The sequence below is a fragment of the Cobetia sp. 2AS genome (assembly GCF_029846355.1).
Lineage (GTDB): Bacteria > Pseudomonadota > Gammaproteobacteria > Pseudomonadales > Halomonadaceae > Cobetia > Cobetia amphilecti.
In genome coordinates this window covers 683,244-708,562 of record NZ_JARWKQ010000001.1, presented here as the reverse complement: position 1 = coordinate 708,562, position 25,319 = coordinate 683,244, and the positions used below count along the sequence as shown (strand labels likewise).

At 63.6% G+C, this 25,319-nt stretch carries 19 protein-coding genes; 9 read left to right on the top strand and 10 right to left on the bottom strand.

Annotated elements, in window-relative coordinates:
- From QD356_RS03030 to QD356_RS03020, 3 genes are all read left to right on the top strand, one after another.
- The gene (locus tag QD356_RS03030) at window positions 1-1,158 is read left to right on the top strand and encodes a glycosyltransferase family 1 protein (protein ID WP_192837932.1); all 1,158 of its coding nucleotides are present in this window, start codon (window positions 1-3) and stop codon (window positions 1,156-1,158) included.
- On the top strand, window positions 1,130-1,681 hold the full coding sequence (locus QD356_RS03025; protein WP_043335024.1) for a phosphatase PAP2 family protein: 552 nt from the start codon (window positions 1,130-1,132) through the stop codon (window positions 1,679-1,681). The genes QD356_RS03030 and QD356_RS03025 overlap by 29 nt, the downstream gene beginning before the upstream one ends.
- An 85-nt stretch (window positions 1,682-1,766) precedes the next feature.
- Entirely contained in the window at window positions 1,767-2,576 is an 810-nt protein-coding gene (locus tag QD356_RS03020) for an alpha-ketoglutarate-dependent dioxygenase AlkB (protein ID WP_192837931.1), read from the top strand.
- A gap of 125 nt (window positions 2,577-2,701) precedes the next feature.
- Here QD356_RS03020 and QD356_RS03015 read toward each other — a convergent pair whose 3' ends face one another.
- Complete coding sequence (locus QD356_RS03015; RefSeq protein ID WP_192837930.1) at window positions 2,702-3,598, bottom strand: LysR family transcriptional regulator; 897 nt, start codon at window positions 3,596-3,598, stop codon at window positions 2,702-2,704.
- A 372-nt stretch (window positions 3,599-3,970) separates the two neighbouring features.
- On the opposite strand from QD356_RS03015, the gene QD356_RS03010 reads away from it, so the two are divergent.
- The 3 genes from QD356_RS03010 to QD356_RS03000 all read left to right on the top strand — a co-directional run bounded on the left by QD356_RS03010 (window position 3,971) and on the right by QD356_RS03000 (window position 6,304).
- On the top strand, window positions 3,971-4,672 hold the full coding sequence (locus tag QD356_RS03010) for a CoA transferase subunit A (protein ID WP_043334485.1): 702 nt from the start codon (window positions 3,971-3,973) through the stop codon (window positions 4,670-4,672).
- A gap of 127 nt (window positions 4,673-4,799) precedes the next feature.
- Complete coding sequence (locus tag QD356_RS03005; RefSeq protein WP_043334487.1) at window positions 4,800-5,462, top strand: 3-oxoacid CoA-transferase subunit B; 663 nt, start codon at window positions 4,800-4,802, stop codon at window positions 5,460-5,462.
- Between the two features lie 635 nt (window positions 5,463-6,097).
- On the top strand, window positions 6,098-6,304 hold the full coding sequence (locus QD356_RS03000; protein WP_043334489.1) for a cold-shock protein: 207 nt from the start codon (window positions 6,098-6,100) through the stop codon (window positions 6,302-6,304).
- A 265-nt stretch (window positions 6,305-6,569) separates the two neighbouring features.
- Here QD356_RS03000 and gcvT read toward each other — a convergent pair whose 3' ends face one another.
- Together gcvT and QD356_RS02990 are read right to left on the bottom strand one after the other, a co-directional pair.
- Window positions 6,570-7,685: a glycine cleavage system aminomethyltransferase GcvT gene (gene gcvT / locus QD356_RS02995; protein WP_213114338.1), complete on the bottom strand. Its 1,116-nt coding sequence runs from the start codon at window positions 7,683-7,685 to the stop codon at window positions 6,570-6,572.
- A gap of 228 nt (window positions 7,686-7,913) precedes the next feature.
- Window positions 7,914-9,281, bottom strand: a complete 1,368-nt coding sequence (locus tag QD356_RS02990; RefSeq protein ID WP_043334493.1) for a sodium:alanine symporter family protein — start codon at window positions 9,279-9,281, stop codon at window positions 7,914-7,916.
- An 879-nt stretch (window positions 9,282-10,160) separates the two neighbouring features.
- On the opposite strand from QD356_RS02990, the gene gcvH reads away from it, so the two are divergent.
- Together gcvH and gcvP are read left to right on the top strand one after the other, a co-directional pair.
- Entirely contained in the window at window positions 10,161-10,553 is a 393-nt protein-coding gene (gcvH, locus tag QD356_RS02985; RefSeq protein ID WP_043334495.1) for a glycine cleavage system protein GcvH, read from the top strand.
- 311 nt (window positions 10,554-10,864) lie between these two features.
- A complete protein-coding gene (gene gcvP, locus QD356_RS02980) occupies window positions 10,865-13,759 on the top strand; it encodes an aminomethyl-transferring glycine dehydrogenase (RefSeq protein WP_192837928.1) in 2,895 nt (964 codons plus the stop codon).
- A 156-nt stretch (window positions 13,760-13,915) separates the two neighbouring features.
- Here the strand turns inward: gcvP and QD356_RS02975 are convergent, their stop codons facing one another.
- The 7 genes from QD356_RS02975 to QD356_RS02945 all read right to left on the bottom strand — a co-directional run bounded on the left by QD356_RS02975 (window position 13,916) and on the right by QD356_RS02945 (window position 22,513).
- Window positions 13,916-15,658: an ABC transporter substrate-binding protein gene (locus QD356_RS02975; RefSeq protein WP_192837927.1), complete on the bottom strand. Its 1,743-nt coding sequence runs from the start codon at window positions 15,656-15,658 to the stop codon at window positions 13,916-13,918.
- A gap of 256 nt (window positions 15,659-15,914) precedes the next feature.
- Complete coding sequence (locus tag QD356_RS02970; protein ID WP_192837926.1) at window positions 15,915-17,972, bottom strand: DUF4955 domain-containing protein; 2,058 nt, start codon at window positions 17,970-17,972, stop codon at window positions 15,915-15,917.
- Window positions 17,973-18,117: 145 nt separating this feature from the next.
- Window positions 18,118-18,390 carry a DUF2160 domain-containing protein gene (locus tag QD356_RS02965; protein ID WP_043334560.1) on the bottom strand — a complete coding sequence of 91 codons (273 nt, stop codon included), beginning with the start codon at window positions 18,388-18,390 and terminating at the stop codon, window positions 18,118-18,120.
- Window positions 18,391-18,463: 73 nt separating this feature from the next.
- Window positions 18,464-19,264, bottom strand: a complete 801-nt coding sequence (locus QD356_RS02960) for a carbohydrate ABC transporter permease (RefSeq protein ID WP_043334505.1) — start codon at window positions 19,262-19,264, stop codon at window positions 18,464-18,466.
- 11 nt (window positions 19,265-19,275) lie between these two features.
- Window positions 19,276-20,145, bottom strand: a complete 870-nt coding sequence (locus QD356_RS02955; protein WP_043334509.1) for a sugar ABC transporter permease — start codon at window positions 20,143-20,145, stop codon at window positions 19,276-19,278.
- Window positions 20,145-21,359, bottom strand: coding sequence for an ABC transporter ATP-binding protein (locus tag QD356_RS02950; RefSeq protein ID WP_192837925.1), 1,215 nt, complete (start codon window positions 21,357-21,359; stop codon window positions 20,145-20,147). Before QD356_RS02950 ends, QD356_RS02955 begins: the two co-directional genes overlap by 1 nt.
- Window positions 21,359-22,513 (bottom strand): ABC transporter ATP-binding protein, encoded by a 1,155-nt coding sequence (locus QD356_RS02945; protein ID WP_192837924.1) that lies wholly within the window; start codon window positions 22,511-22,513, stop codon window positions 21,359-21,361. The genes QD356_RS02950 and QD356_RS02945 overlap by 1 nt, the downstream gene beginning before the upstream one ends.
- A 660-nt stretch (window positions 22,514-23,173) precedes the next feature.
- Between QD356_RS02945 and QD356_RS02940 the strand changes: the two genes are divergently transcribed.
- Complete coding sequence (locus QD356_RS02940) at window positions 23,174-25,075, top strand: sigma 54-interacting transcriptional regulator (RefSeq protein ID WP_192837923.1); 1,902 nt, start codon at window positions 23,174-23,176, stop codon at window positions 25,073-25,075.
- Window positions 25,076-25,319 lie beyond the last annotated feature (244 nt).

The window sequence follows — 25,319 nt, the reverse complement described above, 5'->3', positions numbered from 1 at the left end:
ATGGAGCGCATTGCCTTCGTCAGTGAAACCTGGCATCCGGAGATCAATGGCGTGGCTCATACCTTGAGTCATCTATGCGATCAACTCATCGCACGCGGCTGTGAGCTCCAACTCATTCGTCCCGCCACCCGAGATGGCAGCCTGGAGCCGCGTGTCCAGCAGGAGCTTCAGGTACGCGGCTTCCGCCTGCCCGGATATGACACCGTGCAGGTCGGCGTGCCGGCACCGCAGCGCCTGATGCGCATGTGGCGCGAGCATCGCCCCTCCGTCGTCTATATCGCCACCGAAGGCCCGCTGGGCATCAGCGCGCTGATGGTCGCCCGCCGTCTGGGCCTGCCGGTGGTCGCGGGCTTCCATACCAATTTCGATCAATACAGCACCCACTACCGGCTCAAGGCGCTACGTCCGCTGGTGCGGCGCGGCCTGCGACGCTTCCACAATGCCGCCAACATGACGCTGGTACCGACCCGCACCCAGGCAGACAGCCTGATGCAGCAAGGTTTCGAGCATGTGCAGGTGGTGGGACGCGGCCTGGATTGCGAGCGCTTCTCGCCCAGTCATCGCAGCGAAGCATTGCGCAAGTCATGGGGCGTCAGCTCACAGCAACCCGTCGCGCTGCACGTCGGGCGCTTGGCCGCCGAGAAGAACATCGAGCTGCTGATCCGCACCTATGAGGCCATGCTGGCCGTGCAACCGGACCTCGCCCTGGTGCTGGTGGGAGACGGCCCGCTGCGCGAACGCTTGGAACAGCGCCTGCCCGAGGCGATCTTCGCCGGCTTCCAGACCGGTGAGGCGCTGGCCGCCCATTACGCCAGTGCCGACCTGTTCGTCTTCCCGTCACTGTCGGAGACCTTCGGCAATGTGGTGCTGGAAGCCATGGCCAGCGGACTGACCGTGATCGCCTTCGATTACGCGGCGGCCGCCGAGGTGATCCGCGATGATCACCAGGGCCTGCTGGCGCCCTGCAGCCAGCCGGAGCGCTTCATCGAACAGGCGGTGGAGGCCTGCCAGCGGCCGGCCCGCATCGCCAGACTGGGACGTGCCGCCCGCGTGCGCGTCGAACCATTGGGCTGGAGCCGCATCGCCGAGGGCTTTCTGACCTGCTTGCGCCACGCCGAGGAGAAGCCCGATGCACGATCGCAGCCTTCCCGTCTTTGAGCGACTGGACCTTCTTGAGTGGCGCCTGTGCCGCCAGGTAGCACGCCTGGCGCTGTTCCGGCCGATACTCACCCTGTTTCGTATCGTCTCGCGCCTGGGCGACTGGCCGGTATGGGCGCTGCTGACGCTGAGCCTGCCGCTGCACCATGCCATGGGCGGCTGGCTGTTTCTGGAATTCGGCCTGGCGGCCGGTGCCGGGGCGCTGCTCTACCGCGCGCTCAAGACGCGGCTATGTCGGGAACGTCCGTTCATCACCTTCAACACCATCAACTGCACCATGCCGCCGCTGGACCGCTACAGCTTTCCCAGCGGTCACACCCTGCATGCTGCCCTCTTCGCCAGCCTGACCGCTCAACAGCTGCCGGAGCTTGCCATCCTCGTCACGCCGCTGGCGCTGCTGATCGCGCTTTCCCGGGTGATCCTCGGCTTGCATTACGTCAGTGATGTGCTGGCCGGCGCGCTGCTGGGGCTGGGCCTTGCCGAGGTGGCCATCCTGACCTTCGAGGCGCTGCTGACGACCTGACGCTCGCGAGGCATGCGCCAGCCCGGGGGCGGCGCGAATCGAGAGCCACTTGCCCAACCTGACGCGGCTCTGGCACTCTCGCCGCATGACGACTCCTTCTGCTGGCAATGATCTCTTCGCCGCCCTCTCGACCTCTGATTCGACGTCCGCGGCTGATGGAGCTGCGCGCCAGACGGCGGCGGATGGCTCGGCCCTGGCAGCTCGCCCACGCGAGCTGCCCGATGACTGGCTCACCCTCACGCACGGCTGGTACCGCCACCCGCTGCATCCGCTGTATCTCAAGCCGCGCGCCCTGACGCCGCTGCAGGCCGATCAGGCCCTCGTCACGCTGGAGGGCGATCTCGACTGGCAGCGCCCCAGCCTGAGCGTGCATGGCAAGACGCACCCGATCCCACGCCGTCAGGTGTGGATGGGCGATGTCGGCGCCCGCTATCGCTACTCCGGCAGCCTGTTCGAACCCAACCCCTGGCACATGACCGCCTGGCAGCTGGGCGAGCTGTCGCGTCATGCCATCAATCACGAGCTCAGCCCGCAACGCGATGACCTGGGGCGCAGCGAGCCCGTGATCCCGGAGCATTTCAACAGCCTGCTGGCCAATCGCTACGCCGATGGTGCCGACCGCATGGGCTGGCACAGCGACAACGAGCCGGAACTGGGCACTCGCCCGATCGTGCTCGCCATCTCGCTGGGACGAGAGCGCCCCCTGCGCTTCAAGGGCCATCCGCGCAGCCCCTATGCCGACACGCCGGCGTTCAATCTGTGGCTGCCGCACGGCTCGCTGTTGGTGATGGGTCGTGGCTGTCAGGACCGCCTCCATCATGCGCTGCCGCCGCGCAAGCTGGAGGGGCTGCGCATCAGCCTGACCTATCGCCAGTTGCTGACGCCCTCGCGCTGAGGTCGTCTTTCTTGTGCACTCTGCTTTCTCTCTTCTCGCTCTCCTCTTGCCTTCTTCATGCTCACTTCCAGCTCTAACGCCCTCTCTCTTGTTTCTTCTCTCTGCTTCACTTTGCCACCCCACATTCATTCCGCCGACGGATAACGGGCGCGCAGGGTCTCCAGCATCGCCTGTACCGCCACCGATAGCTCATGGCGGCCGCGACGGATCACTCCGACCCGCTGCTGAATCTCGGGGCCTGTCAGCGGCAGGCACTGACAGCCCAGCGCACTCATCTGCGCCGCGCTCATCACCGGCACCGCGCTGACACCCAGACCTTCCGCCACCATGCGCCCGCAGGTGACCAGCTGGTGGGTCTCGAAGGCGACATGCAGCGCCATGCCCGCATCCTCGAGGCGCTTCTCGAGCATGCGACGCACCCCCGAGGGCCGCTGCAGCGTGATGAAGTCTTCCTTGAGCAGCCGTGACCACTCGATGGAGGTCGGCGCCTCTTCCAGCAAGGCGTGGCCGGGGGGAATGATCGCCACATAGCGGTCCTCGAACAGCAGCTCGAACACCAGGTCCTGGCGCACGCCGGGGTCGAAGCAGATCCCCAGCTCGACACGGCCATCGGTGACCCGCTCGACCACCTCTTCGGCGATGACGTCATTCACTTCGATGGTGATCTCCGGATATTGGCGGCGAAAATCGGCCAGTACCCCGGGCAGAAGATTGCCGGCGAAGGTCGGCATCGCAGCCAGAGCCACGCGGCCGCGCCCGAGGCTGAAGCGCTGGCGCATCTCATCCTCGGCATGCTCCCAGTCCGACAGCAGGCGCCTGGCCAGCGGGAAGAAGGCGCGCCCCTCCGGCGTCAGGCTGACCTGTCGGGTCGAGCGCTGAAACAGGCGCCCGCCCAGCGACTCCTCCAGATTCTTGACCGCCAACGACAGGGCCGGCTGCGAGAGATGTACCAGCGTGCCCGCCTCGGCGAAGGACAGCGTGCGCGCCACGGCCACGAAGGCCTTCAGCTGTTTGAGAGTCATGTCGTGTCCTGTCCCGGGGTTGTTTCAAGAGATGTCACAAGAGGTGATGCGGCGCAGTTCGTCGTCTGTCGCTCGCAGGGCAGGCGCTCGCAGGGCATCTAGGCCATTGGTCATAGATGACAGCCACGAAGCTCTCACATGACTGACCGCTCAGCTCAGGCCGTTCCGCCCCGCTACCGCGTCAGCCCCGCCAGCATGGGGTTTGGCGGACTTTTTCCTCGCGAAAAGGCGCGATAAACAGCAGATCAATTCTTATTAAAAACTGATCAATGGATAGAAAAAACAAACTTATTAAATATATACAGACTCAGGATTGTCGGCAATGATGAAGACATCCCGACAACAACAGCTTGGATACTCAAGGAGATTCGCATGGCAGGATTCAACAAGGTGGTGACCAGCTACGCGGAGGCCATGGCAGGCCTCGAAGATGGCATGACGGTAATCGCCGGTGGCTTCGGCCTGTGTGGTATCCCGGAGAACCTGATTGCAGAGATCAAGCGCCTCGGCGCCAAGGACCTCACCGTGGTATCCAACAACTGCGGCGTCGATGGCTTCGGGCTCGGCATCCTGCTGGAAGACCGTCAGATCAAGACCATGATCGCCTCCTACGTCGGCGAGAATGCGCTGTTCGAGAAGCAGCTGCTCGACGGCGATCTGGAAGTCATCCTCACCCCCCAGGGCACGCTGGCCGAGAAGATGCGTGCTGCCGGCGCCGGTATCCCCGCCTTCTTCACCGCCACCGGTTACGGCACACCGATCGGCGAGGGCAAGGAAGTGCGCGAGTTCGATGGCCGCCCCTACATCCTGGAAGAGTCCATCAAGGGCGACTTCGCCATCGTCAAGGCCTGGAAGGCGGACCGCTACGGCAACGTCGTCTACCGCCATACCGCGCGCAACTTCAACCCGCTGGCCGCCACCGCCGGCAAGATCACCGTGGTCGAAGTCGAAGAGCTGGTCGAGCCGGGGGAACTGGACCCCGCCGACATCCACACGCCCGGCATCTATGTGGATCGCGTCATCAAGGGCAACTTCGAGAAGCGCATCGAGAAACGCACCGTCCGCTCGCGTTGAGCCCAGGGCTCCGCCGGCATGAATCGCCGCCATCAGGGCGACAGGCCCCACGGCGAACTTTCTCGACCGCCTTCACGACACGGCACAGTGCCTCATGGCTGATGGCACCCAAGACAAGGAAACAATCATGGCTTTGACACGCGAACAGATGGCCCAGCGAGTGGCTCAGGAAATCCAGGACGGCTCCTACGTCAATCTGGGAATCGGCATCCCGACACTGGTGGCCAACTATATCCCCGACGGTATCGAGGTGATGCTGCAGTCCGAAAATGGCCTGCTCGGCATGGGCCGCTACCCCTATGAAGACGAAGTCGACGCCGACATGATCAATGCCGGCAAGGAAACCGTGACCGCCATCGATGGCGCCGCCATCTTCGATTCGGCCGAATCCTTCGCCATGATCCGTGGCGGCCACGTCGATCTCACGGTGCTCGGTGCCTTCGAGGTCGACGTGAACGGCAACATCGCCAGCTGGATGATCCCCAACAAGCTGGTCAAGGGCATGGGCGGCGCCATGGACCTGGTCGCCGGTGCCGAGAACATCATCTGCACCATGACCCACGCCTCCAAGCACGGCGAATCCAAGCTGCTCAGCCAGTGCGAACTGCCGCTGACCGGTGCCGGCTGCATCCGTCGCGTGCTGACGGACCTCGCCTTCCTCGAGATCAAGGATGGTGCCTTCCATCTGCTGGAGCGCGCGCCAGGCGTGAGCGTCGAGGAAATCGAGCGCCTGACCGCAGGCAAGCTGGTCGTCCCCGAACACGTGCCGGAAATGCAGCTGGACGCCTGAGGCAATTTCTGCCCCGGGCACTGGCCACCCTCGCGCCGCTTTTGACCTTCGAGCCACTTTTGACTCATGAAACAATTGCGCTCGAGGGTGGCGAATCACGCCCCCGGCATCCCACGGATTTTTGCCGACTCTTTTGAGGAAAATCTCTCATGATGTGATGGGCGCATCACATCCTCTCTCCGAGAGCCTTGATGGCTTCGACGCCATCCGCCGGCAGCGCTGCCATCGCTGCCGGCTTTTTTGTGTCCATCGCCCGCCATACGGGGCTTTGCGCCATTCAACCCCCTATACAAGCAAAGCCGCACTATGGTCTTTTTCCTACAGGTGTCATCGCTCACACCAAGATAACGGGATAAAAAACAAGCGAACTCCCTGCCCTCGGTGTGGCGAAATTCTCAGCACTATTGGCACGGCTTTGCGGGCGAATTCTGCGCACGATTATTAGGCAAAAGGATAAGTTTTTGATATTTCATTTGACCTTGCCGCCCGAGCAGCGCAGTATTGCTCTCGTTGGTTAGCAAGTCGAATATCGTCAGTCGTGATCGAAGCACTTCGGTACCTGGTGTATATCCTCCTTGTTTTACCCACGTTTATCGGGTAACTCCCGGCAATATCATCAGTAAGGAATTACGATCATGGCAACTGGCACAGTCAAGTGGTTCAACGACACCAAAGGTTTCGGCTTCATTTCTCCGGACGACAACGGTGACGACCTGTTCGCACACTTCTCCGAAATCCAGGCTGAAGGCTTCAAGTCTCTGCAAGACGGTCAGAAGGTCTCCTTCGACGTCACCCAGGGCAAGAAAGGCCTCCAGGCCGCTAACATCAAGCTGATCGACTAAGCTTTGATTTTAGCTGGAAGAGGCTAACCCCTCCTCCGCCAGAAAAGCCCGCTTCGGCGGGCTTTTCTGCGTCTGGCGTTCGCGCACGCCGCGGGGTATCGCATCCCTCCGCATGCCCGAGTGCCAGACATGAAAAAAGGGACTGCCTGGGCAGTCCCTTTTTCGTTTCTCTTCCTTTTCGCATCTCTTCAAGGCGCTGCTACCCGCGACGGGTCGTCACGCCTCGCAGCGAGCGCTGACTGTGGCTCACCTGGCCACGGTGCGCTTACCCCCGATAGTAGCGCTGCTCGACGAACGGCATCTTCGTCACCGTCATCGGCAAACGCTTGCCACGCACATCGGCAAACACTTCGGTCTCGAGTGCGCTGTGAGCGATGCCCACGTAGCCCATCGCCACCGGCTTGCCATAGGTCGGCCCGAAGCTGCCGGAGGTCACCACACCGATACGGTTGTCCTGGGCATCATAGAGCTCAGCCCCTTCGCGGATAGGCGCACGCCCCTGGGCGACCAGCCCCACCCGCTTGCGGGTGTGATCCTTGTTGGCGATCTGGGTCAGGATGACATCGGCCCCCGGGAAGCCGCCTTCACGCTCGCCGCCCTGACGACGCACCTTGCCCAATGCCCAGATCAGACTGCCTTCCACCGGCGAGGTGGTGGTATCGAGATCGTGACCGTACAGGCACAGTCCCGCCTCGAGACGCAGCGAGTCCCGCGCGCCAAGACCGATGAACTCCACCTCTTCCATCGCCAGCAACAGACGCGCGAAGCGCTCTGCATCGGCATCGGGCACGGAGATCTCGAAGCCATCCTCGCCGGTGTAGCCACTGCGGCTGACCCAACACTCGATGCCCTCGATGGTGACGTGGGCATGATGCATGAAGGTCAGCTCGCAGGCCTCGGGTGACAGACGCTGCATTACCGCGTGAGCCATCGGCCCCTGCAGTGCGAGCAGTGCCCGATCATCCAGCACCTCAAGCTCGATATCCATCGGCAGGCCGACCCGCAGGTGCGCGATGTCCTGATCCTTGCAGGCAGCGTTCACCACCACGTAGAGGTGATCACCGCCATTGACGATCATCAGGTCATCCAGGATACCGCCGGTGTCGGAGGTCAGCAGGCCATAGCGCTGCATGCCCACCGGCAGGTCGATGATATCCGTCGGCACCAGGGCCTCCAGCGCCGCCTGCACATTCTCGCCCCGCAGGATCAACTGCCCCATGTGCGAGACATCGAACAGCCCTGCCTTGGCGCGCGTGTGTTCATGCTCCTTCTTGACGCCAAGCGGGTACTGCACGGGCATGGAATAGCCGGCGAACTCGACCATCCTGGCCCCCTGCTCGACATGCAGGTCATGAAGGGCGGTCTGCTTGAGACCCGTCACTGCGGCGGAATCGGACATCGTCATTCTCCAGGTTGGCTTGCGATGACTCTCAGAGATGGCGCCCGAACGGCACACGCTCTCTGGAGGCTTGTTGTCATGGGCACTGCTCTCAAGGGCACTGCCGACTTGAACAGGGCGCCCTGTGCCTGCACCGCCCAGGTCAGGCGACCCGGGCGATGCAGAAGGCAGTCAGTGGCACGGTAGGGCCAGGCGAGTCATCAGCGTCGTTCAGCGATCTTCGCCAGCCAGCACTTCCTTGCCATCAAAATAATCACGCGTCAGCTTGAAGACCACCGGCGACAGCAGCGCCAGACCGATCAGGTTCGGAATCGCCATCAGCGCATTGAAGGTGTCAGCCATGAGCCAGATCAGGTCGAGCTTGGCCATCGCGCCCAGCGGAATCGCGATCACGAACACGATGCGATACAGCATGATGGCACGCGTGCCGAACAGGTACTGGAAGCACTTCTCACCATAGAAGGACCAGCCAAGGATGGTGGTGAAGGCGAAGACCGCCAGCGCGATGGCCACGAGGTGGTTGCCCACCCCCGGCAGCGCCTGATCGAAGGACATCGAGGTCAGGGCCGCGCCGGTTTCCCCGGAAGACCACAGGCCGGAAGTGATGATTGCCAGCGCCGTGATGGTGCAGATGATGATGGTGTCGATGAAAGTTCCCAGCATCGCGACCAGACCCTGACGAACCGGGTTCTTGGTCTGCGCCGCCGCGTGGGCGATGGGCGCACTGCCCAGGCCCGCTTCATTGGAGAAGATACCGCGCGCAACACCGAAACGGATGGCGGCCATCACCGCTGCCCCGGCAAAGCCGCCGGTAGCCGCGACCGGATTGAAGGCATAGGTGAAGATGAGACCGAAGGCATGGCCGATCTGGTCGGCGTTGATCACCAGGATGATGATGCCGGCCAGGAAGTAGGCGATGGCCATGAACGGCACCAGCTTGCCGGCCACGCTGGAGATACGCTTGATACCACCGAGAATCACGGCGCCGGCCAGCACCATCATCACCACACCGGAGACCCAGTGCGGGATGGCGAAGGACGTTTCCAGCGCATCCGCGACCGAGTTGGACTGCACGGTGTTGCCGATGCCGAAGGCCGCGAAGCAACCGAAGAAGGCGAAGGCACCGCCCAGCCAGCCCCACTTGGCGCCCAGACCGTTGCGGATGTAGTACATCGGGCCACCGACATGGTTGCCGGTGTCATCGACTTCACGATAACGCACGGCACACACGGCCTCGGCGTACTTGGTCGCCATGCCGACCAGCGCGGTGATCCACATCCAGAAGATCGCCCCCGGGCCACCCAGCGCGATGGCGGTTGCCACGCCCGCGATGTTACCGGTACCGATGGTCGCCGACAGCGACGTCATCAGGGCATTGAAAGGAGAAATCTCGCCGTCGCCATCCTTGCCCGGCGCACGACCATTCCACAACAGCTTGAAGCCGGTACCCAACTTGCGAAGCGGCATGCCCTTGAGGCCTGCCTGAAGATAGAAGCCGACCCCGAGCAACAGGATCAGCATCAATGGGCCCCAGACGACGCCATTGATGGCACTAAAGACGGAACTGATCATTTCCACGCAGATTTCCTCCGCTGAATTGTTGTTATCACACGATGCGCAGTGACTCGTGGCGGTGCCATCCCCAGGCGGGTGATCGACCCGCGACGAGCCTCCCACGGCATTTTCACCGTTGGGACAGCTCACATTAGCGGAAGCTATCTCACTTCACTAGCCCAACAGGGCTTTACGCTGGCAGGTGAGGCAATCATTGCGTAAAAAGTACGATGAGACTGCGCCAACTCGCATGTTTCATCGCCTCATCGTGTCTTCTGGCAGCAGATCCTGCGCCGGGTGATCTCGAGACTGGCGAAAAAAGTCTCACAACAAACCGAGCCGAATGACGAGCTAGATGCAGAGCCGTATGCCCGACGCGGTCACGCTCAGGTAAAGACTCTCTCAATGCCACCAGCGCTCTCATGCGCTCTCATCAGGTTCGCTCTGCTTGAACGCATCAGGCATTGACAGCCGGGTCTTCACGACACAACATGGAAACAAGTTTCCGATAAGAAACTGTCGGCACCATAACGCGAGTTTGAGCGCCTCGCAACAGTGACTCGGACATCCTCGCCCACTGGCGCGACCGATCTCCCGCACTGCTGCGCTGCACTCAACCTCTCACGAGGTGTCACGGCGCACTGGAAAGGCGCCGGGCGGCCTGGCCAGCGATGCGCAGCCACGGGCCAGGCAAGCCCGTGATGGCGGGCTTCATGAGTGAACCACGCAAGACACTGGACGCCCGAAGAGTGACAGACCACGATAGAGGTACGGCCGTCAGCAATACACGCCCAAAGTCGTAGCATCACGCGGCAGTCTGCCACTGCCACACGCCGGGACCTTGGGGCATAATGACGTACCGATTCCCTGAATCAGAAAATCTTTTCACATAGGAAAACACTCATGAGCAATATTCCCGCCACGCTGAAGTACACCGAGAGTCACGAGTGGGTTCAGGACAACGGTGATGGCACCGTGACCATCGGGATCACCGACCACGCCCAGGAAGCGCTGGGCGATGTCGTCTTCGTCGAACTGCCGGAAGTCGGCCGTGAGCTGGCGCTGGAAGAAGAGTTCGGGGTCATCGAGTCCGTCAAGGCGGCCTCTGATCTGTACGCGCCGCTGGCCGGTGAAGTCATCGCCGTCAACGAGAGCCTCGAAGACGCGCCGGAATCCGTCAACGAAAGCCCCTATGACGATGCCTGGATTCTGAAGATGAAGGTCGCTGACAGCGCCGAACTCGACAAGCTGCTCGACGCTGATGCCTATTCTCAGCTGGTCGAAAGCGAAGCCTGATCGCCGTCAGCCTCCTGTCCATGCCGAAGACGCTCAGGGCAGGAGGTTTCAGCGCCTTTCCGCGCTCGCATAAAGTCGCACTCGCGCACAGCCACCCTCGTGACTGCGCCACCCCGTTTCGATGGCACGACACCCCTGACGCGACTGCCCTTGCAGGTCGCGCGGGGAGTGAAGCAACTGCAGCATGCTCGGCAGTGATGTCGATGCCCCCATGATTCCCGACGCCCTGCCCGCAGCTTCCTCGCTGGCACGGTGATGTTCCTCCCGCGGACTGCCCTCTGCAGTCCCCGTTGCAGCACAGGATTTCTTGCATGGCTCACGAGACGCTTACCCTGGCCCAGCTGGCCGGACACGACGATTTCATCTCCCGCCACAATGGGCCGACCGATGCCAATGTGACGCGCATGTTGGCGACGCTGGGCGAAGAGAGCATCGCCACGCTCATCGACCGCACGGTGCCCACCGCCATTCGTCTGGGCCGTGAGCTGGATCTCGAAGGGCCACGCACGGAATCCGAAGCACTGGACTACCTGAAGCGCCTCGCGCGTCAGAACAAGGTGTTCAAGACCTATATCGGCCAGGGTTACCACAACACCCACCTGCCGGCGGTCATCCAGCGCAACGTGCTGGAAAATCCGGGCTGGTACACCGCTTATACGCCGTATCAGCCGGAAATCGCCCAGGGTCGTCTCGAAGGGCTGCTCAACTTCCAGCAGGCGGTAATGGACCTGACCGGTATGGAGCTGGCCAACGCCAGCCTGCTGGACGAGGCCACCGCCGCTGCCGAGGCCATGGCGCTGTGTCAGCGCGGCAACAAGAAGAGCAAGAGCAAGCGCTTCTTCATCGCCGATGACGTGCTGCCGCAGACCCTGGACGTCATGCGCACCCGCGCCGACTACTTCGGCTTCGAGCTGATCATCGATGCCGCCGAGAACGTCGGCGAGCACGACATCTTCGGCGCCCTATTCCAGTATCCGGGCAACACCGGTCAGGTGCGCGACCTCGCGCCGCTGCTGGACGACGCGCGCGCCAATGGCGCGATGACCGTGGTGGCCGCCGACCTGCTGAGCCTGGTGCTGCTCAAGTCGCCGGGCAGCCTCGGCGCCGACATCGTCGTCGGTACCTCCCAGCGCTTCGGCGTGCCGATGGGCTTCGGCGGCCCACACGCGGCCTTCTTCGCCACCACCGACAAGCTCAAGCGCTCCATCCCGGGCCGCATCATCGGCGTCTCCAAGGACTCGCGCGGCAACCCGGCACTGCGCATGGCGATGCAGACCCGCGAGCAGCACATCCGCCGCGAGAAGGCGACCTCCAACATCTGTACCGCCCAGGCGCTGCTGGCCAACATCGCCGGCTTCTACGCCGTCTATCACGGTGCCGAGGGCCTCAAGCGCATCGCCACCCGCGTGCATCGCCTGACCAGCATTCTCGCCGAGGGCGTCAGCCGTTGCGGCATGGCACTGGCCCACGACAGCTGGTTCGACGCCATCACCGTGACCGGCGTGGATGAGGGCAAGATCCACGGTCGCGAGCTGACCCACGAGATCAACCTGCGCCACCACGGCGACGGCCGCATCACCATCAACCTCGACGAGACCACCACCGCCGCTGACGTCGGCGTGCTGTTCGACGTGCTGCTCGGCGAGGAGCACGGCCTATCCGTCGCCGCGCTGGACCAGGACCTGCTGGCCAAGGGCGCAAGCGCGATTCCGGCGGCCTGCCAGCGTGACAGCGACTTCCTGACCCACCCGACCTTCAGCCGCTACCACTCGGAAACCGAGATGCTGCGCTATCTGAAGCGTCTGGAGAACAAGGACCTGTCGCTGACCCACGCGATGATCCCGCTGGGCAGCTGCACCATGAAGCTGAACGCCACCACCGAGATGATCCCGGTGACCTGGCCCGAATTCGCCAACGTCCACCCCTTCGCACCGTCAGATCAGGTGGTCGGCTACAAGCAGATGATCGATGAGCTGTCCGCCTTCCTGGTCGAGATCACCGGCTACGACGCCATCTCCATGCAGCCGAATTCCGGCGCGCAGGGGGAATACGCGGGGCTGGTCGCGATCCGTCGCTATCAGGCCTCCATCGGCGAAGGCGCGCGCGACATCTGCCTGATCCCCAGCTCCGCCCACGGCACCAACCCGGCCTCGGCCGCGATGGCCGCCATGAAGGTGGTGGTGGTCGAGTGCGACGCCAACGGCAACATCGACATCGCCGACCTGCGTGCCAAGGCCGAGCAGCACAGCGACAAGCTGTCCGCGATCATGATCACCTACCCGTCCACCCACGGCGTGTTCGAGGAAACCGTGCGCGAGGCCTGTCAGGTCGTTCACGATCACGGCGGCCAGGTCTACATCGACGGTGCCAACATGAACGCCCAGGTCGGCATCTGCCGCCCGGGGGACTTCGGCGGCGATGTCTCGCACCTCAACCTGCACAAGACCTTCTGCATTCCCCACGGTGGCGGCGGCCCGGGCATGGGCCCGATCGGCATCAAGGCCCACCTGGCGCCGTTCGTCTCCAACCACGTGGTCACCCCGCTGGAAGGCGTGAAGCCGGAATGCACCGCCGTCTCGGCCGCCGCCTTCGGTTCCGCGGCGATCCTGCCGATCTCCTGGGCCTACATCAAGATGATGGGCGCGCAGGGGCTACGTGAAGCCACCGAGCTTGCGATCCTCAACGCCAACTACATCGCCACGCGTCTCGATGGGCACTATCCGGTGCTCTATCGCGGCAAGAACGGCACCGTGGCGCATGAGTGCATCATCGATATCCGCCCGCTCAAGGCCGCTTCCGGCATCAGCGAGGAAGACATCGCCAAGCGCCTGATCGACTACGGCTTCCACGCGCCGACCATGTCGTTCCCGGTGGCGGGCACCCTGATGGTCGAGCCCACCGAGTCCGAGTCGCTCTACGAGATCGACCGTTTCTGTGAGGCGATGATCGCGATTCGCGCCGAGATCACCCGTGTCGAGCAAGGCGAGTGGACACTGGAAGACAATCCGCTGGTGCACGCGCCGCACACCCAGGCCGACCTGATGGACGCCGAGTGGACGCGCAGCTACTCCCGCGAGATCGGCGCCTTCCCCAGCGAGCACGTCAAGGCCGCCAAGCAGTGGCCGGCGGTCAACCGGGTCGACAACGTGCACGGTGATCGTCAGTTGATCTGCTCCTGCCCGAGCATCGATCTCTACCGTGATTGAGAGCCGTGATTGAGAGCCAGCAATGAGACAGTGATGAAACACTGTCGCTGATCGCTCTGGCACAAAAACGCCCCTGCCGGGAAACCGGCAGGGGCGTTGTCGTTGCTGCTGTCTTTCAGGAAACTGCTCGAAGGCGCAGTGTCGCGCCAGCCAAACTTACTCCTTCCAGCTCTTGAGCAGCTCGTCGTAGGCGATGGTCTCGCCCTTGGGCTTCTCGTTGTCCAGCTTGGCCTTCGGCGCACCCGGCTGGGCGAACCAGTACTCCGCATCACGCTCCTCGTTGAGCTTCGGCCCACAGTTGTCCATCACCTTGGCACGCTCGAGACGCTCGAGAATGCGGTCCTGCGCCTTGGCCAGGCCATCGAGGGCTTCCTGCGGCGTGGCTTCGCCACTGGCGGCCTGGGAGATGTACTGCCACCACAGCTGGGCGAGCTTGGGGTAATCCGGCACGTTGGTGCCGGTCGGCGACCACTGCACCCGCGCCGGGCTGCGATAGAACTCGACCAGACCACCCAGCTTCGGCGCGGCATCGGTCATCGCCTGGGACTGGATATCCGACTCGCGGATCGGCGTCAGCCCTTCCAGGGTCTTCTTGAGCGAGACGGTCTTGGCGGTGACGAACTGCGCGTACAGCCAGGCCGCGTGACGATTCTTCTCCGGCGTGGAATCGAAGAAGGTCCAGGCGCCCACGTCCTGATAGCCAAGCTTCATGCCCTCTTCCCAGTACGGGCCATGCGGCGACGGCGCCATGCGCCACTTCGGCGTGCCATCGTCGTTGACCACCGGCAGGCCATCCCGCGTCATGTCGGCGGTGAAGGCGGTGTACCAGAAGATCTGCTGGGCGATGTTGCCCTGGGACGGCACCGGGCCGGACTCGGAGAAGGTCATGCCCTGGGCTTCCGGCGGTGCGTACTTGCCCAGCCAGTCGACATACTTGGTGGTGGCATAGACGGCCGCCGGGCCGTTGGCCGCGCCGCCACGTGTCACCGAGGAGCCCACCGGCTGACATTCCTCGACACGAATGCCCCACTCATCCACCGGCAGGCCGTTGGGCAGGCCCTTGTCGCCGGCACCCGCCATCGAGAACCAGGCATCGGTGAAGCGCCAGCCGAGTGACGGGTCCTTCTTGCCGTAATCCATGTGGCCGTAGACCCGCTCACCGTCGATTTCCTTGACGTCATTGGTGAAGAAGTCGGCGATGTCCTCATAGGCCGACCAGTTGACCGGCACCCCCAGCTCGTAGCCGTACTTGTCCTTGAACTGCTTCTTCAAATCTTCGCGTTCGAACCAGTCGGCACGGAACCAGTAGAGGTTGGCGAACTGCTGGTCCGGCAGCTGATAGAGCTTGTCATCCGGGCCGGTAGTGAAATCCAGTCCGATGAAGTCGTCCAGATCCAGCGTCGGCGAGGTGAAGGCCTTGCCGTCGCCTTCCATCATGTCGCTGATCGGCACGACCTTGCCATAGCGGAAGTGCGTGCCGATCAGGTCGGAGTCGTTGACGTAGCCATCGTAGATATTGCGCCCGGACTGCATCTGGGTCTGCAGTTTCTCGATGACGTCGCCTTCCTGAATCAAGTCGTGGGTCAGCTTGATGCCGGTGATCTCGTTGAAGGCCTTGGCCAGCACCTTGGACTCGTATTCATGGGTGGTCAGGGTTTCCGAGGCCACCTTGATTTCCATGCCGCGCAGCGGTTCAGCGGCCTTGATGAACCATTCGAGCTCGGACATCTGCTCGTCCTTGCTCAGCGTGGAGGGTGAGAACTCCTGATCGATCCACTTCCTTGCCGCATCCTGATACTGATCGGCCATGGCCTGACTGGAAAGGCCGACGAGCCCCGCCGCCGTGGCGAAGGCGATGGCGTAACGCAGGCGTGCGGGTCGAATGATGTGCTGACTCATGGGATGTCCCTTCATTGGCGTTATTGTTGTGTCGCGTCTTCCAACAACCACTTCCGTCAATCACGTGTCGCGCGGCGCGATTCGCCGCCTTGCTTGCTCTCGGTGCTGCTCGTCCTCCTGCCGTTGCGATCGGCTGTCGTTGGCTGCTGCTCTGTTGTTCTTGCTGCTCTGTTGTTCTTGCTGCTCTGTTGTCCTTGCTGACCTGCTTGCTCTGCTGCGCTGATGCCCTGATGCACTGATACTCAGCGGCTTGCTGTCACTCTCGCGCCTCCTGCAGCAGCTCGCGCTGGGCGCGGTAGAGCGAGGCCGGCTTCACGGCCTCGCCCGGTGACTCGACGCGGGCCTGCAAGGCATCCATCGGCGGCAAGGGGTCATACTCGGTCACGCCCTTGGCATTCATCACCCGGGCATAGTCATGGCGATTGGCGATGCCCAGCGCATGCCCGGTCGCCCCGACGACCGTCGGCATGATCACCTTGCCGAAGTGAGAATCGGCGCGCATGAAGGGCCAGGCAGCATGTGGCTTGCCGGTATTGACCGGGTTCCACAGCACCAGCCCGCGCAGATGATTGGGCTGATGGCCGACACTGGCGCCCCAGCGGTCGCGCACATGACCGCCACGCTTGCGATCGAACACGTTGTCGCGCGATTGCTGACCATGCAGCTCGATACCACTGTCACCGGCGTGCTCCAGTTCAAGGTAGACGTTATGGGTCGCGTAGCGGGCCACCCCGGGCGCATGCCAGGCATGACTTTGGTCGACTACCTGGCGGGCCAGTACCTGATTGCTGTCACTGATCGTCATCGCGATATGCCCGGGCTTGCCGGTCATCGTCACGTCCTCGAGTGTCAGCTGTGAACTGTGGCGCACCTTCACCCCCTTATTGAAACTGTCGAGCCGTACGTCACGCACCCAGCCATCCGTGATGCCATCCAGGTCCAGAAGGCCGAAGCCGCTGTCGTCCTCGGCGCTGCGGTGATGCTTGAAGTGCCCCCGCCAGTTGCCCTTGAGCGTGATGCCCTGCACCCCGACTTCCCGCGCCGGGTGCAGGCGTGCGATCCGCCACTGCTCACCGGGAAAGCGCTCATGCACCACCGGCAACGAGAGCGTGAGACGCTTGCCGTCACGTGCCACCACGCGGTAGCGCGCCCGCTTGATCACTCCGTCACGCTCGATCAACCAGCGTGACTCGCCGGTGCTGGCGTCCTTTTCCATCTGATAGGGTGCCAGGGCACGGGCCACTGCCTCAGACCGCTTGTCGATGCTCTCCAGCAACACCTCGTCGCCTGGCGCGAGCGCTGCGCCATCTGTCTCACCCGCCTCACCCGCCAGCGTGATCGTGTCCTGCGTATCTGCCGGCTGCCGGTGGCTCGTCGGCGTGACGGCTTGCCATTCTTCCTGCTTGCCCCCCTCGGCCAGATTGCCCAGATGCAGCAGCCAGGGAGTGCTCCAGTACCAGCTGGCGTGCAACGGCAGCATCGGCCGGGTCTGCTTGAGGTGCGTGACATCACTGCCCGCGCCCATCAAGGTCCAATGACTGCCTGCCAGACTCAAGCCCTGCATCTTGAGCAATGCCTCGCGCAGCGCCTGCTGGCGTTCTGCATCCGCCACCGCGGCTTTCAGTGCCACCAGGCGGGAGTGAAACCAGTCGCGCTCGGCTGCCCCATACACCACGTAATCCCCCGCCGGGAAATACAGCACGCCGCGTCGCGCCGGGCGGTCAGCGTCATCACTGCCCTGGCGCTGCCAGTCACGCATGGCGGCATGCGCCTCGAGAATGGCGCGGCGATCACTCAGGGTGTCACTGCCATCCGCGCCGTAGGCCGTGACATCGAACCGGCGCAGCGCGCCCTTTTCGCTCTCACCTGCCGAGCCCTTTTCTGCCTCGCCCTTTCCTGGCGCTTCACCCTCGTCACGGGACTCGAGCTCAAGCGCCGGAAGTGCCTCGCCCTGGTGGTAGCCGGCACGGGAAACGTCAGGCAGTGGCAGTGGCTTGCGCGCCTCGGGTGGGCGGGTCTGATTGGCCTGCCACACGCGCTGATACTGCTGCCACAATGTTGATTGCCCTGCATCTTCCGTTTCGCCATTCCCGACCTGCTGATCAGGCGTCGTGGTGTCCGGGTTGTCGAGCGGTGTACCGGCCCACCAACCGAGGGCGACAACGCAGGCAATGCTCAGCCCTATCACGCCCGCCCAGAGACGACGGCGGTTCTTGCGGCCCGGCGAGGGAGAGTCGCCATGTGAAGCGCCATGTAAAGCACCCTTTGAAGCACTATCAGTAGACGAGCGATGCGGTGAGCGAGATGACGACATGCAACGAGGTTCCAGAGCGGCGAATGTCACTGGCGGATGCCAGTCAGAACCGCTTGGGACTCCTCTCAGGCTGTCCGGTTCCGTGTTGCCACCGGGCGACGCTGCCTGTCGTCAGCGCTCTCTCCTCTCCACATCTCCCCGCATTTCATCCCCACTTCATCAACACCAGCATCCAGACGACACACACGATGCTGATCATCCACAGCACCTGATCGGTAAAGCCCAGCCACAGCAGATGCAGCCAGCCGCTGGAGAGCAGCCCGATGAACAGTCTGTCGCCCCGCGTGGTCGCGATGGGCAGAAATCCCTGCCGACTCAGTGTCGGGGTCACGAACTGCCAGGCGGTCATGCCCAGCAGCAGGGTGCCGATACCGGCAAAGAAGAGTGACGTGGGCAGTGTCCAGGCCATCCATTCCATCATCATGTCCTCTTGTGGGCCGCCAGCAGAGACTTGCTGACGGCAATGACAGCGGCGCTTGTCCTGGTGCCGATCACACCCGCCCCAGGGCGAAGCCCTTGGCGACATGGTTGCGCACGAAGTAGATCACCAGAATGCCGGGAATCAGCGTCAGGGCACCGGCGGCGGCCAGCACGCCCCAGTCGATGCCCGAGGCCGAGACCGTTCGCGTCATCACCGCCGCTATCGGTTTCGCCTCCGTCGAGGTCAGGGTTCGCGCCAGCAACAGCTCCACCCACGAGAACATGAAGCAGAAGAAGGCGGTCACCCCGATTCCCGGGCGAATCATCGGAATGAACAGCGTCAGGAAGAAGCGCGGGAAGCTGTAGCCATCGATATAGGCCGTCTCATCGATCTCCTTGGGCACGCCGGACATGAAGCCCTCCAGAATCCAGACCGCCAGCGGCACGTTGAACAGACAGTGCGCGAGTGCCACTGCCAGCGGAGTATCGAACAGTCCCACCGAGGAATAGAGCTGGAAGAACGGCAGCAGGAAGACCGCCGGCGGCGCCATGCGATTGGTCAGCAGCCAGAAGAACAGGTGCTTGTCGCCTAGGAAGCGATAGCGCGAGAAGGCATAGGCCGCCGGCAGCGCCACCGCCAGCGAGATGAGCATGTTGAGCACCACGTAGCTCATCGAGTTGAGGTAGCCCATGTACCAGCTGGGGTCGGTGAAGATCACCCGATAGTTGTCGAAGGTGAAGTTCTCGGGCCACAGGGTCAGGCCGCCGAGAATCTCCTGATTCGACTTGAAGGACATGATCAGCAGCCAGTAGATCGGCACCAGCAGAAACAGCAGATAGATCGTCATTACCAGACGCTTGCGTGTGGTCATCACTCGTCTCCTCAGGCGTCGTCACTGTCCTGATGGGTCATGGCGGTATAGAACAGCCACGAGACCAGCAGGATGATGAGGAAGTAGATCAGCGAGAAGGCTGCGGCACGTCCGAGATCGAACTGGCCGATCGCCATCTGGGTCAAGGTCTGGGACAGGAAGGTGGTGGTGGTACCCGGCCCGCCACCGGTGAGCACGAAGGGCTCGGTGTAGATCATGAAGCTGTCCATGAAGCGCAGCATGATGCCGATCAACAGCACGCTCTTGAGCTTGGGCAACTGGATGTAGCGGAACACGGCCCAGGGCGAGGCACGATCGATGCGCGCGGCCTGGTAATAGACATCGGGAATGGCACGCAGCCCCGAATAGCACAGCAGCGCCACCAGCGACGTCCAGTGCCAGACATCCATCACCAGCACCGTCACCCAGGCGTCTGCCGGATTGGAGGCGTAGTTGTAGTCGATGCCCAGCTGGCCCAGTGCCCAGCCGTAGAGTCCGATGTCCTCACGACCGATGATCTGCCAGATGGTGCCGACCACGTTCCAGGGAATCAGCAGCGGCAAGGCCAGCAGAATCATGCACAGCGAGACCATGAAGCCCTTGCGCGGCATCGAGAGCGCCACGGCGATCCCCAGCGGAATCTCGATGGCCAGCACCGCGAAGGAATAGACGAACTGCCGGATCAGCGAGTCGTGCAGGCGCTCGTCACGCAGGATCTCACGATACCATTCGGTGCCGACGAAGAAGCGCGTGGAGGGATCGAAGATGTCCTGCACCGAGTAGTTGACCACCGTCATCATCGGGATGATGGCCGAGAACGCCACCACGATGACCACCGGCAGCACCAGCCACCAGGCGCGATTGTTGTGTGTGCGTTGCATCAGGCGTTACCTCCCGGCCGCTCGTCATCTTCCCCTCTGGCAAGGCTGTCCGCCTCGCCACTGTCATGCGCGCCGGCCTGCGACAGATCCAGCAGATGCTCATCGAGATAGAAGCGTTGCCAGCGGGCGGGCAGACGCAGGCGCACGCGGCCTGCCGGCAGCGGCGCATCTTCCTCGATGCGCGCCTTGAACAGGCAGCCGCCACCGATGTCGAGATCCACCACCTTGTAGGTGCCAAGATCCTGCACCAGCGTGACCTGACCACTCAGCCAATGCTCGCGGGTGTCGGGAACCGCCGCCGCTGGTGAACTGTCGCTGGCCTCGAGCTCGACGAATTCCGGCCGGATGCCCAGCTTCAGCTCGCCCTTTCGCTCCTCAAGCGTCGCCAGCAGCGCCCGAGGAAGATGCAGCAAGGGCGCATCCTCCCCCGTGCCGAGTCGCACGCCCTGTGATTCCAGCGTGATGCTGGCCAGGTTCATGCCCGGTGAGCCGATGAAGTAGCCCACGAAGGTGTGCGCGGGGTCCTCGAACAGCTCGCGCGGGGTGCCGAACTGCACGATGCGGCCCTCATACATCACCGCGATCTTGTCGGCGAAGGTCGAGGCCTCCAGCTGATCATGGGTGACGTAGACCATGGTGATGTTGAACTGCTCATGGATCTGCTTGAGCTTGCGGCGCAGCTTCCACTTGAGGTGGGGGTCGATGACCGTCAGCGGTTCATCGAACAGGATGGCGGCCACGTCATCGCGCACCAGGCCACGGCCCATCGAGACCTTCTGCTTCTCGTCGGCTGTCAGGTTGCTGGCACGCCGAGTCAGCAGGTCTTCCAGCTCCAGCACCTGGGCGATCTCACGCACCCGGGACTGCACCTTGTGCTCCGGCTGGCGCTGATTGCGCAGCGGAAAGGCCAGATTGTCGAAGACCGTCATGGTGTCGTAGACCACCGGGAACTGGAACACCTGAGCAATGTTGCGCTCTTCCGGCGGCAGCCGATTGACCACGCGATCATCGAAGCGCACCTCACCCTCGGAGGGGGCCAGCAACCCGGAGATGATGTTGAGCAGCGTGCTCTTGCCACACCCCGACGGGCCGAGCAGTGCATAAGCGCCGCCCTGCTGCCAGACATGATTCATGCGCCGGATGGCGTAATCACTGTCCGCGGTGGGCGCCGCCAGGTAGCTATGCGCCAGATCATTGAGGTGTATTTCCGCCATCAGGCCAGCCCTCCGCCAGTCGTGGTGGGTCGCTCGGGCGAGCGGATCAGTGCCCCATCGCCACGCTGTTCCGCCCCGTCACCACCATCGGCGGCATAGACGAACAGCTTGTGGGCGGGGGCATAGACGCGGATGGCATCATCCACGGCGAAGTCGTGGATACCGGCCAGATGCAGGACCAGCGAGTGATCGTCATTGCTGACATGCAGGAAGGTCTCGGAGCCGGAGATCTCGGCGATATCCACCGTGACGGCGAACTCCAGATCATCATCGGCCAGCGGTGCCAGCCCCAGATGGCTGGGGCGGATACCGAAGCGGTAGGCCCCGCTCTCGATCCCCGCCAGTGGCGCGGGCAGCACGAAACGGCTGCTCTGCTCGCCGGCACTGGCCGCGCCGGAGAACGCCAGCTCACGTCCGCGCACCTCGGCCTCGAACAGGTTGATCTGCGGCTCGGAGTAGAGCTTCGCCGCCTCGACACTCAGCGGATGATGGTAGACGGCCTCGGTAGGTCCTGACTGCAGCACCCGCCCTTCATGCATCAGCGTGGTGGTGCCGCCGAGTGCCAGTGCCTCGCCGGGCTCGGTGGTGGCGTAGACGGCGATGGTGTTGCGGGTCGCGAACAGGCTGCGCATCTCGTGGCGCAGTTCTTCGCGCAGCTTGTAGTCGAGATTGACCAGCGGCTCATCGAACAGCACCAGGTCGGCGTCCTTGACCAGCGCCCGCGCCATGGCCGTGCGCTGCTGCTGGCCACCGGACAGCTCCGCCGGCTGACGTGCAAGGAACTGCTCGATATGCAGCATCTCGGCGATCTCGTGTACGCGGCGGCGGATTTCCTCGGGCGCCATGCGCGCCAGCTTTAAAGGCGAGGCGATGTTGTCGTAGACGCTCAGGCTCGGGTAGTTGATGAACTGCTGATAGACCATCGAGATGTTGCGCTCGCGCACCGGCCGACCGGTCACGTCCTCGCCGTTCATCACGATGCGCCCGTCACTGGGCACATCGAGACCCGCCATCAGGCGCATCAGTGACGTCTTGCCGGACAGGGTGCGTCCCAGCAGCACATTGAAGGAGCCGGGCTCGAAGGTCAGGTCCACCCTGTCGATATGGGTCTCGCGGCCAACCCGGCGGGTGACCGCCTCAAGGCTCAAGGACATGGCGCTGTCTCGTCTGGTGAAAATCATCGGGGCAAGGACACGGCCAACCACTGCCGAGTGTTCACACCCACCTGGTGACTATCCTCAAGCGAACCCTGTGCCAGCCGCGCGCAACCCCCTGCCCACAGACACCCTCCTTCAGCCCTCGGAGGGCGCCGGATTCCGCTCTTCTGTCGATCATTCAGTTACTTGCCAGATGCGACCAAGGCAGGGGCAGACCATGGTCTAGCCCGTCATCCGCCGTGTCTGCCGCTACTCTGATGAACAGTGTCTGAACACTAAAGTTCTCGGAACTGAACACTCACCACGCACAAGTGAACATTACCGTGAACACTCCCCCAGACCGATAACAGCATCGATAACAGCACCAATAACAACAGAGGCCTGAAAGGCCCGCCGCACAAGGGACGTCGCATGCCACTACCCCACGCCGCCAAGCACTCAGCGCGCCACGCTGCCCATCATTCGGCCAAGCATTCAGCCCGCCACGCAGAGGATCAGGCGCTCGATCGAGGCGCCGCCTGCGCATCTTCTGCGGCTGCTCTGCCCTCTGCTCCCTCCTCTTCTCTTCCCTCTTCTTTCCCCTCGGCGCTGCCGCCCTCAACTCTCAGGTGTCCGCCGGAGGAGCTCGTCTGGCGTCAGCGTCAGGCCGCCAGCCTGATGGCGACGGTGGCGTCAGCAGTGGCCGGCCATACCCTCAACCTGCTCGATCACTGGCAGGCGTGTCTGGTGCTGACCGACCGCGACGGCGTGGTGCTGGCAAGCTACGGCCATCAACAGCTGCTGGGCAATGACGCCGCCCTGTTGCACCCCGGCGCGCGCTGGCGTGAGGAGTCGCTGGGCCACAACGCCATCGCCGAGACCCTGAATGCGCCGCGCGCCAATCGCCTGGCACGCATCGCCCTCGAGGCGCATGACGCCGAATGCCTCAAGGGGCTGGCCAGTGCCAGTGCCGCGCTGCTGGCGCCCGCCAGCTGGAGTGCCAGTCGCGGCCTGACGCCCGGCGCCTGCGAGGGGTGCCTGGGACTGATCTGCGACCCCTACCGTGTGCGCCAGTACAGCCTCGGCATGCTCGGGGTACTGGCGGATGACATCGAGCAACGCCGTCTGGGCGAGGCGCATGGGCACGACCATCACCTGTTGCGCCTGCATCTCAACCGCTCGCAGCTGGATTCGCCCAGCGCGGCCCTGCTGGCCATCACGCCGCAAGGTCAGGTCGCGGCTGCCAGTCGCCGGGGACTGCAGCTGCTGGCGGCTCACCTTGAACTCACGCCCGCCTCCGACAGCGCAGACAACGCAGACAATGCAGCCAATGCATCGAACAGCGCAGCCCATGCTGCGGACAGCGACAGCTGCGCCACCCGCGATGACATCCACCTGCTGCTGGGCCAGCCGCTGGCACGCTGGCAGCTGGACTGGGCGCCGCTGGCCCAGCTCGCCGAGGCGCAGTGTGTAACGCTCACACAGCACCCGCGCTTCACGGGCTACACTCTGTGTGCAGCCCCGCCCAGGCCAAGGGTCGTGGCCCGCGCGCCAGCCAAGCACCCAGAAAGCCAGCCGCCGACCGAGACCGCCGCTCGAGAGACTGCATGCCACCCGAGCCTTGCGCGCCTGCATCATGGCGATGCCGGCTGGGCCAGGGTCTGCGAACTGCTGACGCGGCTGGTGAACGCCCGCCTGCCACTGCTGCTGCAGGGCGAGACCGGCGTCGGCAAGGAGGAAGTGGTCAAGGCGCTGCATCAGGCCAGTCATCGCGCCCATCAGCCGCTGGTCGCCATCAACTGCGCCGCCTTGCCTGATGAGCTGGTCGAGGCCGAACTGTTCGGCTATCGGCGCGGCGCCTTTACCGGTGCCGACCCCGCCGGACGCGAAGGCCGCCTGCTCGAGGCCAATGGCGGGCGCCTGTTCCTGGATGAGATCGGCGACATGCCACTGCATGTGCAGGCGCGTCTGCTACGCGTGCTGCAGGAGCGTGAAGTCACCCCGCTGGGCGGCGGCAAGCCGCAGCGGGTCGATTTCGAACTGGTCGCCGCCACCCATCAGCCCCTCAGCGAGCTGGTCAAGGCCGGGCGCTTCCGGGCGGATCTCTACTATCGCCTGTGTGGCGCCACCATCGCCCTGCCGCCGCTGAGGGAGCGTCACGACATCGCCGGCCTGAGTCGTGCCCTGCTGACCAGGCTGTGCCGGGAGCAGCAACGTGAGCTGCCGCGCATCACGCCCGCCTTCCTCGATCGCCTCACCCAGCATGACTGGCCCGGCAACGTGCGCGAGCTGGACAACGTGCTGCGTCTGGCGCTGGCACTGTGCGATGGGCCGACCCTGGAGCCGTGCCATGTGATGCTGGCGGGCGACTGCCTCGCGGTAGAAGGCGACTGTCCCGCTGCAGAGGGCGAGATTGCCCACCAGCCCTCGCAACCGAGCGGCCTGCCCTCGCTGCATGATCTCTCCAGTGCCGAGGAGCTGCAGAGTGCGCTGGACGCGCTGGGCGGCAACGTCTCGCGTCTCGCGCGGGAGCTGGGCATCAGTCGCACCACGCTCTACAAGCGGCTCGGCGCGGCCTGACGCAGCAGGCTTTTCCTCAAGCCCTGTCTCCAAGCCCTATCTCCAAGCCCTGTCTTCAAGCCCTGGCCCTGAAACGCCCGCGCCCCCGCAGAGTCTGTCTGCGGGGGCGCGGGCGTTTCTTGCGACTCCTGTTTCTCACCGCTATCAAGCGCTCAGCACTCAAGAGCAGAGGGCAGAGGGCAGAGGGCAGAGGGTAGAGGGTAGAGGGTAGAGGGTAGAGGGTAGAGGGTAGAGGGTAGAGGGT

Excerpts from the sequence above, each read along its gene's own strand:
- QD356_RS03030 (WP_192837932.1), top strand. The coding sequence starts at position 1 with ATGGAGCGCATTGCCTTCGTCAGTGAAACCTGGCATCCGGAGATCAAT.
- QD356_RS03025 (WP_043335024.1), top strand. The coding sequence starts at position 1,130 with ATGCACGATCGCAGCCTTCCCGTCTTTGAGCGACTGGACCTTCTTGAG.
- QD356_RS03020 (WP_192837931.1), top strand. The coding sequence starts at position 1,767 with ATGACGACTCCTTCTGCTGGCAATGATCTCTTCGCCGCCCTCTCGACC.
- QD356_RS03015 (WP_192837930.1), bottom strand. The coding sequence starts at position 3,598 with ATGACTCTCAAACAGCTGAAGGCCTTCGTGGCCGTGGCGCGCACGCTG.
- QD356_RS03010 (WP_043334485.1), top strand. The coding sequence starts at position 3,971 with ATGGCAGGATTCAACAAGGTGGTGACCAGCTACGCGGAGGCCATGGCA.
- QD356_RS03005 (WP_043334487.1), top strand. The coding sequence starts at position 4,800 with ATGGCTTTGACACGCGAACAGATGGCCCAGCGAGTGGCTCAGGAAATC.
- QD356_RS03000 (WP_043334489.1), top strand. The coding sequence starts at position 6,098 with ATGGCAACTGGCACAGTCAAGTGGTTCAACGACACCAAAGGTTTCGGC.
- gcvH (WP_043334495.1), top strand. The coding sequence starts at position 10,161 with ATGAGCAATATTCCCGCCACGCTGAAGTACACCGAGAGTCACGAGTGG.
- gcvP (WP_192837928.1), top strand. The coding sequence starts at position 10,865 with ATGGCTCACGAGACGCTTACCCTGGCCCAGCTGGCCGGACACGACGAT.
- QD356_RS02975 (WP_192837927.1), bottom strand. The coding sequence starts at position 15,658 with ATGAGTCAGCACATCATTCGACCCGCACGCCTGCGTTACGCCATCGCC.
- QD356_RS02970 (WP_192837926.1), bottom strand. The coding sequence starts at position 17,972 with ATGTCGTCATCTCGCTCACCGCATCGCTCGTCTACTGATAGTGCTTCA.
- QD356_RS02965 (WP_043334560.1), bottom strand. The coding sequence starts at position 18,390 with ATGGAATGGATGGCCTGGACACTGCCCACGTCACTCTTCTTTGCCGGT.
- QD356_RS02960 (WP_043334505.1), bottom strand. The coding sequence starts at position 19,264 with ATGACCACACGCAAGCGTCTGGTAATGACGATCTATCTGCTGTTTCTG.
- QD356_RS02955 (WP_043334509.1), bottom strand. The coding sequence starts at position 20,145 with ATGCAACGCACACACAACAATCGCGCCTGGTGGCTGGTGCTGCCGGTG.
- QD356_RS02950 (WP_192837925.1), bottom strand. The coding sequence starts at position 21,359 with ATGGCGGAAATACACCTCAATGATCTGGCGCATAGCTACCTGGCGGCG.
- QD356_RS02945 (WP_192837924.1), bottom strand. The coding sequence starts at position 22,513 with ATGTCCTTGAGCCTTGAGGCGGTCACCCGCCGGGTTGGCCGCGAGACC.
- QD356_RS02940 (WP_192837923.1), top strand. The coding sequence starts at position 23,174 with ATGGCGACGGTGGCGTCAGCAGTGGCCGGCCATACCCTCAACCTGCTC.